11 protein-coding genes are annotated in these 14,038 nt (G+C 31.7%); 9 read left to right on the top strand and 2 right to left on the bottom strand.

The window, feature by feature from the left end:
- The first annotated feature begins 357 nt into the window (after positions 1-357).
- The 6 genes from L1S46_RS21305 to L1S46_RS21280 all read left to right on the top strand — a co-directional run bounded on the left by L1S46_RS21305 (position 358) and on the right by L1S46_RS21280 (position 11,008).
- Positions 358-3,153 (top strand): sigma-54-dependent transcriptional regulator, encoded by a 2,796-nt coding sequence (locus L1S46_RS21305; RefSeq protein WP_238900884.1) that lies wholly within the window; start codon positions 358-360, stop codon positions 3,151-3,153.
- Between the two features lie 463 nt (positions 3,154-3,616).
- On the top strand, positions 3,617-4,039 hold the full coding sequence (locus L1S46_RS21300; protein ID WP_238900883.1) for a mannose/fructose/sorbose PTS transporter subunit IIA: 423 nt from the start codon (positions 3,617-3,619) through the stop codon (positions 4,037-4,039).
- Between the two features lie 250 nt (positions 4,040-4,289).
- Positions 4,290-4,781 carry a mannose/fructose/sorbose PTS transporter subunit IIB gene (locus L1S46_RS21295; RefSeq protein ID WP_238900882.1) on the top strand — a complete coding sequence of 164 codons (492 nt, stop codon included), beginning with the start codon at positions 4,290-4,292 and terminating at the stop codon, positions 4,779-4,781.
- Between the two features lie 52 nt (positions 4,782-4,833).
- Positions 4,834-5,625: a PTS mannose/fructose/sorbose transporter subunit IIC gene (locus L1S46_RS21290; RefSeq protein WP_238900881.1), complete on the top strand. Its 792-nt coding sequence runs from the start codon at positions 4,834-4,836 to the stop codon at positions 5,623-5,625.
- Between the two features lie 21 nt (positions 5,626-5,646).
- Complete coding sequence (gene manZ / locus L1S46_RS21285) at positions 5,647-6,468, top strand: PTS mannose transporter subunit IID (protein ID WP_238900880.1); 822 nt, start codon at positions 5,647-5,649, stop codon at positions 6,466-6,468.
- 319 nt (positions 6,469-6,787) lie between these two features.
- A complete protein-coding gene (locus tag L1S46_RS21280; RefSeq protein ID WP_238900879.1) occupies positions 6,788-11,008 on the top strand; it encodes a GH32 C-terminal domain-containing protein in 4,221 nt (1,406 codons plus the stop codon).
- Between the two features lie 371 nt (positions 11,009-11,379).
- Here the strand turns inward: L1S46_RS21280 and L1S46_RS21275 are convergent, their stop codons facing one another.
- Together L1S46_RS21275 and L1S46_RS21270 are read right to left on the bottom strand one after the other, a co-directional pair.
- Entirely contained in the window at positions 11,380-11,703 is a 324-nt protein-coding gene (locus L1S46_RS21275; protein ID WP_238900878.1) for a hypothetical protein, read from the bottom strand.
- A gap of 278 nt (positions 11,704-11,981) precedes the next feature.
- A complete protein-coding gene (locus L1S46_RS21270; RefSeq protein WP_238900916.1) occupies positions 11,982-12,272 on the bottom strand; it encodes a hypothetical protein in 291 nt (96 codons plus the stop codon).
- Positions 12,273-12,635: 363 nt separating this feature from the next.
- Between L1S46_RS21270 and L1S46_RS21265 the strand changes: the two genes are divergently transcribed.
- The 3 genes from L1S46_RS21265 to L1S46_RS21255 are packed head-to-tail and all read left to right on the top strand — an operon-like array spanning position 12,636 to position 13,908.
- A complete protein-coding gene (locus tag L1S46_RS21265; protein ID WP_343217282.1) occupies positions 12,636-13,097 on the top strand; it encodes a cysteine transporter in 462 nt (153 codons plus the stop codon).
- Positions 13,098-13,102: 5 nt separating this feature from the next.
- Positions 13,103-13,498 carry a helix-turn-helix domain-containing protein gene (locus L1S46_RS21260; RefSeq protein ID WP_238900876.1) on the top strand — a complete coding sequence of 132 codons (396 nt, stop codon included), beginning with the start codon at positions 13,103-13,105 and terminating at the stop codon, positions 13,496-13,498.
- Positions 13,498-13,908, top strand: coding sequence for a GNAT family N-acetyltransferase (locus L1S46_RS21255; protein WP_238900875.1), 411 nt, complete (start codon positions 13,498-13,500; stop codon positions 13,906-13,908). Before L1S46_RS21260 ends, L1S46_RS21255 begins: the two co-directional genes overlap by 1 nt.
- Positions 13,909-14,038 lie beyond the last annotated feature (130 nt).

Here is a 14,038-nt window from a genome sequence, read left to right as displayed (position 1 = left end):
TAAAAATTTATAGGCTCAATTGTAACATATATATTAGTGTGAAAAAATACAACCAATAATATTAGAGTGTATTGTACTAAAAAATAAGAGAAAAAGTGTGTTAATGAAAATCTGCATTGTGTAAATTAAAAAAAAGAGTGTAAAGAGTTAATATTTTTATTAAGTGAAGCTGGTTTAAGCGTAAATTTAGTATAATATGCTTTATTTACACTCTTGTTTGGCATAATAATTGCTTTAAATAAGAAATTAGGTAAGTATTTAGTTGAAAATTTAAATAGAAGTGTTATTTATAGCTTTGGATATGTAATGGTAAGTACTAAAAATTAAAACTAGGGATTAAAGGAAAGTGATAATGCCATGAAGCAAATTGATAAAATTTATAAGTATATATTATCAAATTCTAGGGAATTTACTAAAGAAAAATTATTTAAAATTAAGGGATTTAGTGCGCAGCAAGTTGCTGAACACTTGGGGATATTAAGGAGCAATGCTTCTAGAGAACTTAATATTCTTTGTAGAGAAAAGAAAATAATTAAAATTAGAAATAGACCTGTTCTATATTTTGATAGAGAACAGTTTATTAGAATATTAAAGGTAAACTTAAATGATGAATGTGAAGAGGGGATAGAAATTAATGATTTTATCAATTTGTTAGAGGATAAAGAAGATAAATCACCTTTCGACTCGTTAATAGGATTTAATACAAGTTTGAAAAATCAAATAGAACAAGCAAAGGCTGCTTTGTTATATCCACCGAATGGGTTGCATACTCTAATAATCGGTAGTACTGGTGTTGGTAAAAGTTTATTTGCCAATATGATGTACAAATACTATAGAAATATAAAACAGTCACAAGAGGATCCGCCATTTATAATATTTAATTGTGCTGATTATTCTAATAATCCTCAACTTCTTCTATCACATATATTTGGACATGTCAAAGGCGCTTTTACAGGAGCTGAAAAAGAAAAGGAAGGGATAGTTGAAAAAGCTGATGGAGGCATATTGTTTCTAGATGAGATACATAGATTACCACCAGAAGGGCAAGAAATGGTATTTTACTTTATGGATACGGGAACCTATAACAAATTAGGCGAAACAGATAGACAGCATAAAGCAAATGTGCTATTAATTGGAGCTACAACAGAGGATCCAAATTCTACGCTGCTTAAGACTTTTATTAGAAGAATCCCTATAACAATAACTATTCCACCTTTTGATGAAAGACCTATTAGTGAAAAATTGGATCTTGTACAATATTTGCTTTCTAAAGAAGCACAGAGAGTGAACAAAACTATTAAGATTTCTTCAGAAGCAATTAAAGCTCTCATAGGCAGCACTAATTATGGAAATGTGGGACAGCTAAAATCTAATATACAATTGGTTTGTGCAAAGGGATTTTTTAATTGTATTAACACAAATAAGGACATTGAAATAAATTTAAGTACATTACCTCCAAATATAAAAAGCGGAATATTAGCTTTTGGAAATCAAACTAAAGATAAAACGACTATATGGAATATGATTCCTAATAATATTACTATTCAGCCAGATGGAAATAGAAAATTTTTAGAAACAGATGATTATGAAACACCATTTAATATTTATAGAATAATAGAGAGTAAAACTTCTGTGCTTCAAGAAGAGGGCATGAATGATGAAGAAATAAAGACATTTATTACTACAGATATTAGCATTCATTTAAAACAATTCTATGATCGATTCAACAATGATATAAGCCGGAGGGAAGGCCTATTAAAGATTGTTGATAAAAATATTGTGGAATTTTCAGAAAAGATAAAAATACTAGCTGAAAACAGATTGAATAGAAAATTAAATGAACGTTTTATCTATGCAACAAGTCTTCATTTTAGTGCATTATTTAATAGGATTAAGAAGAATACTGTTTCCTACGAATCAAATATTGATTTATCGATATCAATTGAAAGCAAAGAATATGAGGTCGCTAAAGAAATTCATGCACTTATTGAGAAGAACTTTAACCTAAGTATACCTAATGTTGAGATTGAATATTTAGCATTATTATTAAATTCAATACGAGAATCATCTCGTCAAGAAAGAGTTGGAATTGTAGTAGCATCACATGGGTCAGGAATTGCAACTAGCATGGTTAGTGTAGCTAAAAAGCTATTTGAAGCTGATAATATTCTTGCTGTTGATATGCCTCTTGAAAGATCACCATCAGATGTTTTAGATAATGTTATAGAAAAAGTTAAGCAAGTTGATGAGGGAAAAGGCGTATTGCTTTTAGTAGATATGGGATCGTTAAATAGTTTTGCAGATGTTATTACAGAAAAAACAGGGATAAACATAAAAAGTATTGATATGGTTTCAACTCCACTAGTTCTAGAAGCTGTTAGAAAGTGTTCTGTTTGTGACGTTGATTTAAATTCAGTATATTCGTATTTACTTACTGATTTTAGGGGATACACTAATAATATTAACACGCAGACAATTCAAGAAACTAAGGAAAAAAATAAGGTTATAATTACTGTATGTTCTACTGGAAAAGGGGCAGCTATAAAGCTTAAGGAGTTGGTAGAAACGGTTACAAATAATATTGGTGTTAAGAATGTTAATATTATTTCACTTGGACTTAAGAACTTAACTAAGTCAATTAAGAAGATTCAGGAAGAAAATAATATTTTGGCTATTATAGGTATTTCAAATCCTAATCTTGGAATTCCGTTTATATCTATAGAACAATTAATCGATGGAACAGGGGAGAATATATTAATAAGTATTATTAAAGGTAAAAAGATAGAAGCTATAAAAAATACGGGAGATAAGCAAATAATATTTGAAAATCTCTGTACGCAAACTATTGCTGAATTTATAACATTTCTTAATCCAAAAAAAATTTATTCTCTATTAGATGAATTTTTGAATATTACTGAAAGGTTATTGAGTGTAAACTTTGAAAATCCAGTTAAATTACGAATCATGTTTCATGTTGCATGCGCATTAGAAAGAATGGTATTGAATAATGGATTAGTATATGATGATGACAACATAAATTTTCATAAAGAAACTATAGAAGCATTGAAGGAAGCGAGTTTGGTTTTCAAAAATGCATTATCAATAAATCTAACAGATGATGAAATTTATTATATTGCTGATATAATTGGATGAAACTTGGTTTAGTGTAGGAATTTAACTAAAACATTAAATTTAAATTAGTATATATGTTGTGATAATAATTTTAAGCTTAAAACTCCATTAAGCTGAGTGCTCGATTAAAACTAGGATTTATAAACTTAATCGGAATATATAGAAAAATTATGACTTAAAAATATGAAATATAAAAGTTAACTGTCATTAATACATGGATCTAAAAGGATCGTGTGTTAGTGGCAGTTAATTTTTATATATATGTGTGTTAATTCTACAAAATTATTTAATAAACTGTGTTAAATGTGAGTTGAAGTATGTAAATCTTAAATTCATAGTGTAATCAAAAATATTTAAGTATCAGAAAAGGTAGTTATAGCCTTATTTCTGGATGATTTTTTTATTTACATCCTTGATTGGCATGGGAATTGCTTAGTATATAAGTATAAAAATAATATATGTAGCAAGAAAGGATGATAGAGTAATGATCTCAGTAATTATAGGTACCCATGGTATATTTTCAGAGGAAATTCTTAAATCAGCAGAAATGATTTTTGGAACTCAGGAAAATGTAGGTGCCGTTACTTTTAAACCAGGTGAAGGAATTGAATCACTTGTAGAAAAATATAACACTCTTATAAAAGAGTTAGATTCAACAGACGGAGTACTATTTATGGTAGATCTGTTTGGAGGAAGCCCATTTAATGCGGCAAGTATAATAGCAATGCAACATGAAAAAATGGAAATTGTAGCAGGTGTTAATCTGCCAATGATTTTAGAGGTTCTAGGAAGTAGAGATTTTTCAAGCATAACAGAATTGTTAAGAGTAGCAGAAAACTCTGGAAAAGAGGCTATAAAAGTTTTAACTAAAAATATCAATATAGATGAAGATGAAGAAATTATATAAGTATTTCAGATAACTGCATTTTTAGTTCCATAATTATAATAAGTAAAGTTAAGTGAGAATACGAATACATAAGTTCTTTGGAAGATAATATTGAAAGTTTATGCAGCGATTTATATCAATTACTTGGGGCTAACCAATTAGCTGATATAAAGGATTTAGTAATTAGTTAAGAATTAGATAATTTTTTGTAAAATATTATGATGATCGCAATTTAAGTAAATATAAAGATTAAAAGATAGGAGATAAAAAAATGGAAATTAGCTTTGTAAGAATAGATGATAGATTAATACATGGACAAGTAGCAACAGTTTGGACTAAGGAGAGTGGGTGTAACAGAATATTTGCCTGCAGTGATGAAGTTGCAGCAGATGACTTAAGAAAACAATTAGTAATTCAAGTATCGCCTCCAGGAATAAAAGCATATGTGCTTCCAATAGCAAAGGCAATTGAAGCATATAATAATCCTAAATTTGACAGTTTTAAAACTTTATTTTTATTTACAAACCCTACAGATGTATTAAGAATGGTTGAAGGTGGAGTATCAATTAAATCTGTAAACGTTGGAGGGATGTGCTATAAGGCTGGTGATAAACAGGTTACAAATGCATTATGCATGAATGATATTGATATTGAGGCGTTTAAAAAACTTAATGAAAAAGGTATCGAATTAGAGGTAAGGAAACTAGCAAAAGATACTAAGATAAACTTAATGGACAGATTAAAAGAATTACAATTTATATAAGTATATAAAAACTTTTTTATATAAATTAAAAAAAGAAAGAGAGGAATTATAAATGAGCACTTTACAATTAATTTTATTAGTAATAGTTGCAGCAATTACTGGTATGGCAAGTGTACTTGATGAGGCACAGTTCCACAGACCAATAATTGCATGTACACTAGTAGGCCTTGTACTAGGGGATATTAAAACAGGAATTATACTAGGTGGAACACTTGAAATGTTAGCATTAGGATGGATGAATGTTGGTGCAGCTATGGCACCAGATGCAGCACTTGCAAGTGTAATATCAGCAATTCTTGTAATCGTTGGAAAGCAATCTATTGGGGCAGGTATTGCAGTTGCAGTGCCAATAGCAGCAGCAGGACAAGTTCTTACTATTTTCGTAAGAACAATAACAGTGTTCTTCCAACATTTAGCTGACAAATATGCTGAAAAGGGTAACACAAGAGGAATAGAAATGTGTCATATTCTAGGTTTATCACTTCAAGCAATACGTGTAGCTATTCCAGCTGCAATCGTAGGTGTACTTGCAGGTACAGATGCTGTAAATGCAGCACTTGCAGCTATACCACAAGTTATTACAAGAGGGCTTCAAGTGTCAGGTGGATTTATAGTAGTTGTTGGTTATGCAATGGTAATGAATATGATGAATAGTAAATCATTACTACCATTCTTCTTTATCGGATTCTTGTTAGCAGCATTTACAAACTTCAATTTAATTGGTTTTGGTGCTGTAGGTGTTATTGCAGCAATATTCCATATCAAATCAATAGCTAATGAAGGTAAGGTAGCAGTAGCTGGAGCTGGAAGTATTGATGATATCGATGATTCAGAGTTAATGTAATTACAGAAAGGAGATAAAATAATGAGTGAAAAGAAATTAAATAAAAGTGATATAGTAAAAATGTTTATCCGTTCAAATTTCTTATTGGGATCATTTAATTTTGAAAGAATGCAAGCAATAGGTTTTTGTGTTACATTAATTCCAGCTTTGAAGAAATTATATAAAGGTGACGAATTAAGTGCAGCACTTAAAAGACATTTAGAATTCTTTAATACACAACCATTTATGGCAACACCAATTATGGGAATAACAGCAGCAATGGAAGAACAAAAGGCAAATGGGGCAGATATAGATGAGGCATCAATAAGTGGTGTTAAGATTGGTCTTATGGGACCACTTGCCGGAGTTGGAGACCCAATATTCTGGGGAACACTAAGACCTGTGCTTGCAGCATTAGGGGCAGGACTTGCACTTACAGGAAGTATAATTGGACCGCTAATTTTCTTCATAGGATTCAATGCAATAAGACTTGCAACAAACTGGTATGGAATGTTCTATGGATATGAAAAAGGAACTCAATTAGTTGCTGATATGGGAGGAAATAAACTTAGATATCTTACAGAAGGTGCTTCAGTACTTGGATTACTTGTTATAGGTGGTCTTGTTTCAAAATGGACAACTGTTAATATACCTTTTGTTCTCTCTAAATATACACAAGCTGATGGAAAAGAAGTAGTTACAACTATTCAAAGTGTACTAGACAGCTTAATGCCAGGATTAGTTCCACTTTTACTAACATTTTTATGTATGTATCTATTAAAGAAGAACGTGAATCCATTATTAATAATCTTTGGATTGTTCGCAGTAGGGATTTTAGGAGTTGCGTCTAGAATATTACAATAAACATTAATTCATAGTCTTATTTTAAGTAAACCATTTTAAATTGAAATTTATTATAGCAGTATAGATTACCTAATTAATATTATAAATTAAAGGTCTAACATTAATTAAATTAGTAGGGTAGTCTATATTTGTATTAAAAACAATATTCTCATGATTATATAGTGAATTTAATCGTAAAGTAAACGTTACCTAAGACAGAGGAGTTCATATAGTACAGTAAATTCTTATGAAAGTACAAATTTAAAAGTACTAAAATAATTATATTTATAGAATCAAAGGATAAACACTTCTAAAAAATAATGATAAAAGGGGTAAAAAAATGAAAAAATTAAAGTTAAAGTTAATAGCAATAACAGTTGCAACCATGACAACAGCAACATTTACTTCAGTAAGTGCATCAGCAGCTTGGATACAAAATGAAGGGAATTGGAACTATTTAAGTGATTCGGGAGAAATGAAGACAGGTTGGGTTAACGATAATGGCGCGTGGTACTATCTAGATAATTCAGGAACAATGAAAACAGGCTGGGTAAATGATAGTGGTACATGGTACTATATGCAGCCATCAGGAGAAATGAAGACAGGTTGGGTTAACGATAATGGTGCATGGTACTATTTAGATAATTCAGGAACAATGAAAACAGGCTGGATTAGTGATAATGGTACGTGGTATTTTGCAGATACATCAGGAACAATGCAAACTGGAGTAGTAAAAATAGATGGAAAAACTTATTTTTTAGATGAAACTACAGGAGCTATGAGGGTAGGAGACATAACAATAAATGGAGCAACTCATACATTTGCACAGAGTGGAGAAGCAATAGGTTCAGATTTAGCATCAACTAAGACATTTAATTCAAATGGAGTTAAAATAGCTGAAACAAATACTCAAGGTAACAGTAATAACACATCAAATACAACAACTAATGAACAAAACAACTCAACAAATACTACAAGTAGTGAAAGATCCCACCACCACAGTAGTAGCAGCAGTCAAGTTAACAAACAAGAACTAATAAATGCAATAACAACTGCAAAAGCAAAATATGCAGCAGCAGTAGAAGGAACAGAAGTAGGGCAGTATAAAGTTGGGGCGAAATCCACATTTAAAATAGCTATTGATGCAGCACAAGCAGTTGTAAACAATATGTATTCTACACAAAAAGATATAGATTCAGCAGTATTATCACTTTCTACAGCTACGACTATATTTGATAGCAGTTATTATAATGATAATGGTAAAGTTAATAAAATATCCTTAATAAATGCAATAACAACTGCAAAAGCAAAATATGAAGCGGCAGTAGAAGGAACGGAAGTAGGGCAGTATAAAGTTGGGGCGAAGTCCACATTTAAAATAGATATTGATCTAGCACAAACGGTTGTAGATAATGCAGGTTCTACACAAAAAGATATAGATTCGGCAGTAATGGCACTTGCATCGGCTACGACTATATTTAATGAGAGTATTAATAAAGATGTTGATTCGAGTACTTCAACTAATTATTTAGAAAATTATCGTGAACAATATCACTATTCTCCGGCTAAAGCTTGGGCAAATGACCCGAATGGAATGGTTTACTTTAATGGAGAATATCATTTATTTTATCAATACTACCCTGATGCATCAGTATGGGGGCCAATGCACTGGGGACATGCTGTAAGTAAAGATTTAATTCATTGGGAAGAGCTACCTATGGCTTTATATCCAGATGAAGGAGGAACAATATTCTCAGGATCAGCAGTTATAGATAAGGATAATACTACTGGTTTCTTTGATGGAATTGCAGGCGGAGGATTAGTCGCGATTTATACTCAAGATTATATGGATAACGGTGCAGAAAAACAAAAGGAGTGTATTGCTTATAGCAAAGATAATGGAAGAACATGGACTAAGTATGCAGGAAACCCTGTTATTGCAGCAGAAAATGATCCATTAAATAATTCTGCATTTAGAGATCCAAAAGTATTCTATAATGATGGAAAATGGTTTATGGTAGTTGCTGGCGGACCACTAAGATTTTTCTCATCAACAGATTTAAAAACTTGGAAAGCAGAAGGAATGCAGCCAGAAATTCAAACAGAGTGTCCAGATATATATAAATTAGAAGTTGGAGATACTGGAACATATAAATGGGTATTAAGTGAAGGTGGCAGATATTATCGAGTTGGAGATTTCAAAGAAGTAGATGGTGTGTGGAAATTCGTTACGGATAATGATGAACATTTACCTATGAATTTTGCTAAAGACTCATATGCTGCTCAAACTTATTATGGTACAGGTGAAAACGGTACACCAGATGGACGAAGAATTATGATTAATTGGATGAATAACTGGGATTATTGCAATAATGTTGCTTCTATAACAAAGACTTTTAATGGATCTTTTGATTTACAAACTGAGTTGAAATTAGTTAACACAGATGCAGGAATTCGTTTAATACAACAACCAATAGAAGAATATAAAACTTTACGTAAATCACCTACGACTTTTGATAATGTTACAATTTCTCCAGATAAGCCTAATATTATGAGCGGTTTATCTGGAAGCCAATACGAAATTGTAGCAGAATTCACACCTGATGCATCTACAACAGAAGTTGGATTCAAATTAAGAGTTGGAAAATCTGCAGGTCAGGAAACTATAGTTAAATATAATACTCAAACTGAAGAAGTAACACTTGACCGTTCAAAATCAGGAAAGTCACCAAGTGCAGATAAATTTTTACAAGCTTATAGTCAAAAAATGGGTAAAACATCTGATGGTAAGATTCAATTACACATTTTTGTAGATGCAGCTTCAGTAGAAGTGTATGGAAACAATGGTGAAGTAACTGGTTCAGCTCAAATTTTCCCTAATCGTTCTAGTGATGGTATTGAAGTATATTCAGTTGGTGGAAATTCAACAGCTACAATTAAATATTATCCATTAAGTAGTATTTGGAATAATGAGGTTGCTGGTAAAGATTCTGCATTAGTATCATTGAGTGAAGGTGATCTAGGCAAAAAAGTAGGTGATGAATTTACTATTTATACAGCTACAGTTCCAGAAACAGCAGAGCAAGGTGTTACTTGGACATTTGATTCTAATATTTTAGAAATTGTAAATCAAGATGATGAAAAAACTACTTTTAAAACAAAAGGCGTTGGGAATACAAACTTAACAGCTACATCAAAAGATCAAAAATCAAGCAAAACAATTAATGTAAGTGTGTATGACAGCAATCCAAGCAGTATAATAAAAGACTTAACTAATTTTGAAACTACTGGAGATTGGTATGTAAAAGATAACGGTTATACAGGAAGTAGTTCGGATGATGGCTTTGCTGTTGCACAAGAAACTAATGTAAGTGGAAAGGTTTCTACTTTGAAAGCAGATGCAGATGTGTCAGATGGAAGTACTGCAGGCCTTGTATTATTATCAAAAAGTGCAAATCCAAAGGAAGGTTCTATAATAGCTAATATAAATAAAAATGGCGAATATAGAGTGTTTGTCTTTACAGGGTTTGATGCAAATGGAAATCCACAAGTCAGCGATTTAAATAGTGGGATAGTTCCAAAGACTGATGATAGCATATATAAATTGAAGGCAGAAGTTAGCGATGGTCACATTAAGTATTGGATTAATGATGAATTAGTTTGTGACACTAAACAAAGCTATTATGAAACAGGAAGATTTGGATTAAATGTTTATGGAGGAGCAACATCATTTAAAAATGTAAATCTTAGTAATGATGTTCCAAGTACTGAAACAAGCATTTCGGGTTCAGGTTTAACTTTTGATAATACACCAAAAGACTTGCATGTTTCTGATGATAGTTATGTAGTAGATGGTGGCAAGAACAACAATGGTTTTGCAATTTCAGATGAGAATATAGATACAAGTCAAGGAACTTATACTTTAGATGTGGACTCTAAAATATTAGGTGATTGGCATAATCAAAATCCAGCAAATGGTGATGTAGCAGGAGTTGTATTATTTGCTCAAGGCGATAATTACTTTGGAGATGGAGGAATTATAGCTAATGTTGGAAAATGGGGTCATTATAGATTGTTTGGACAAGTTCCAGATGAAACTGGCGGTATGAAAGAGGTTACATTTGCAGAGGGTGATGTTCCTGAAGCACAATATAATAGATACCATTTAAAAGTTGAGATAAATGGAGATCATATTATTTATTGGATAAATAGTAAAAAGGTATGTGATATAACTCAGGATTATTATACAACCGGGAAATTTGGATTAAATGTATGGAATGGAGCATCCGAGTTCAGGAATATAGTACTTAATAGCAATTCTATAGGAAGTGAAATAGCGAAAACTGAGACAACAACAGGAGCGGCAGTAACAGTAGATGAAACAGCAGGAATAGAAAAAACGGAAATCGCGATGACAGGAGATAAAACTACATCGGCTGAAATAGTAGCAAAAGATGTAGCTGGAACTGATACTTCAGGAGATAAAACAACAGGAGCAGATGCAACTGAATCTAGCGTGACAGAAACAGCAGAAAAAGTAAATGAAAATATAAAAAAGTAAAGTTTTGATTGTGTGGAAGTAGAGAAATTTAAGCCTAATTATATTTAAATTACTGTAAGAAAATGAGACAATACTATCTCAAAGTGAAAGGTAGTATTGTCTTTTTAATGAAGAAAAGGAACATATAGTTTGTAGTTTTTATTGAATTTGTTTCTATAACAAAAATTCTAATTAAACTATTCCGTAGTTAAAACAGCTCTAAAGTGAACCTTAGCAGTCATCATTTTTTCATACGCTGAATTTATTTGTTCTAGTGGAAAAGTTTCAACCATTGAGTGTACATTTGTTAGAATACTAAAATTTATAGTATTTTTTCTAGCATTAGCATCTGTGGCTAACCATCATTGTATACTTCAAGTAGTTTGATGCTATTACTCTGTGAGGGTTATTGCACCAGGACCTAATATTACAAGTTTATCATCATATTTGAAAGGACCAATGTTGTATTTAGCTGAGTTTGCTGGCAAACGACGTGATTCTATTATCTGCTCGTTATCATCTACTATGATCATAAAAATGGTTGCAGAAGAGCCATTTTGAATATTGTATATAATATTTTCCATTAAGTCTAAGTCTTTCATTCTATATATACCTTCAGACAAGGTTTTATTTAAAGGTTGTGCCATAACAGTTGGACTTTTTATATTAAATGACAAAAATAGAAAAATAGAAAATATAGCAATAAATTTTTTCATTAGATTATCCACCTTTCAAGTTCCTTATAATAAATAAAATATTAACTCATTTAATTCTTATTATGTGAAACTTAAAAAAAACTATTCGAATATTAAGATGGTAAGTAAATTATTGCACAATGTTAAAGTATTGTGGATTATAAAGAAAAATGCATATATAATGGGTGAGCTCAAAAAGAAAGGTACAAATACGAAAGTTGATTTGGTCTAGCTATTCTTATAAAAAATCCGTGCATCAAATAGTGATACACGGATAAATTACGTTATGTTTCAAGAAATTATGCCACGCTATAAATCTTTACAGCTGGGTCAGCGCTCCAAAGTGGCTTTAAGCCGACGAATACATCATTTTGGAACATTGAGCTTGATAGGTAAGCTTGTGCATGTTCTACGCTATCGAAGCCATGAAGTACCTGAACATCCTCATCACGAATTAATAGATCCTTTGTCAAAGCACCTTCAATTGTTTCTAGAAATGGTCCACGATAATTATTGTAAACCTTAGCAGCTGCAGGACGCTTAGCTTCCTCGATTTTCATTGTGATTTCTAAATAAGCATTTACTTTCATAAGTATTACCTCCAATTTCTTTATATGACTCATTTTGCTTTCCTGAGTCTGGTATAATTATATTTCAAGCAATCTAAGAGAAAAAGATATCCGTAAATTTATAAGTTACTAATAAATTTCATAGTTACTTGTTAATATATAGACAGCCTTCTATAATAGTTTTAAATTCACTTGAATATGAAAGAGGCGTAGCAATCTGGAATTGTTACGGACTTATAAGAAAAATAGGAGGATAAAATGTCGATATCAGTTTTTGGGACAATGTTAGGATATATGCTGGTTTGCTCTTTTACCCCAGGTCCTGGAAATATTCTACCCCTAAATACTATAACTCAATTTGGATGAAAAAAAGGAAAACGACTCATTTTTGGAATCTGTGCAGGTTATGCATGTGTGCAGTTTATTTGTACCATGGCCATATATGGATTGAACGCTTATCTCACGCCAGTGCTTATTGTGCTGAAATATATTGGAAGTATATATATGGTTTGGTTAGCGGTAACCATTGTTTTGAGCAAACCACTAAAGGATAAAAAAGATGAAGGAGCGTCATTTAAAGAAGGTTTCTATCTTCAATTTGTAAATGTAAAAATTTATTTTTATATTATGACTCTGCTTATGGTCTATCTTGCTCCACATATTAGTACTTTGCCAGGTTTGCTTTTGGCAGGCGTAGGAGTAGTAAGCGTTGGAGGTGCAGCTTGTTTAACATGGGCATTTGTTGGAATTAAAATGCAGCATATTTACGAAAAATATTACAAACCTATCAATTTTATATTGAGCCTATTTCTGCTGTATTGTGCTTTTGATATTGTAAGGGGGTGAAGTTAATGTATCAACATAAAATGGAAGATGACATCAGGTGTCCACTTGAATATGGACTTGAAATTTTCGGTGGAAAGTGGAAGTCACGAATAATATGCGTTTTGGCTGGAAAAGGAACTTTGCGATACAGTGTACTTCGAAAAGAAATGAGTAATATAACAGATGCAGTTCTGGCATCAACACTAAAAGAACTGATTTCAAATGATATTGTGCTAAGAAAGTCATTTGATGAAATTCCGCCTCGCGTGGAGTATTGTCTTACTGAGAAGGGGAACTCTGTGGTTCCTATTTTGCAGAGTATTTGCAGATGGTCAGGGGCATATCATAAGGAAGATAATGAAAATACAATGACGCAATGTAAAAAATGTGACTATAAGTATAGAAAAGGAGGGATTTTTTAATGGCGATTACTTACATAGAGGAAAAGAAATTTACACAAGAGGAAGTGCAGCAATTATTCTTATCTGTTGGCTGGGTTTCAGGACAGTATCCAAGTCGATTATATAAAGCGCTGATGAATTCTTCTACAGTCTTAACAGCTTGGGATGGAGATAAATTAGTTGGTCTAGTGAGAGTTTTAGATGACAGCGAAATGGTTGCATATATTCACTATGTTTTAGTTAATCCTAATTATCAAGGTCAGAAAATTGCTGGAACTATGATTGAAATGATTAAGAAAAAGTACAAGGATTATTTGTATATTGAGATTATGCCAGAAGAGAGAAAAAATGCAGCTTTTTATGAAAGATTTGGATTCGAAATTATGACGGGTGGTGTGGCAATGCAACTTTGCAACTTCAATACGTTATAAAATCAAGCAGTAGTGGCAAAACTACTGCTTTACTTTATGCCATGCAATATAGCGTTTGAGTCTGTCAAGACTTTCGTGTAAACTTCAAAAAGTAATATGTTTATTTTATAAGGTTGGAGGTAGAATAAAA

Source organism: Clostridium sp. YIM B02500, assembly GCF_022324665.1.
In the GTDB taxonomy this organism is placed as follows: Bacteria; Bacillota; Clostridia; order Clostridiales; family Clostridiaceae; genus Clostridium; species Clostridium beijerinckii.
Note: the sequence above shows the minus strand (reverse complement) of the source record. Positions and strands in the feature narration are given on the sequence as shown.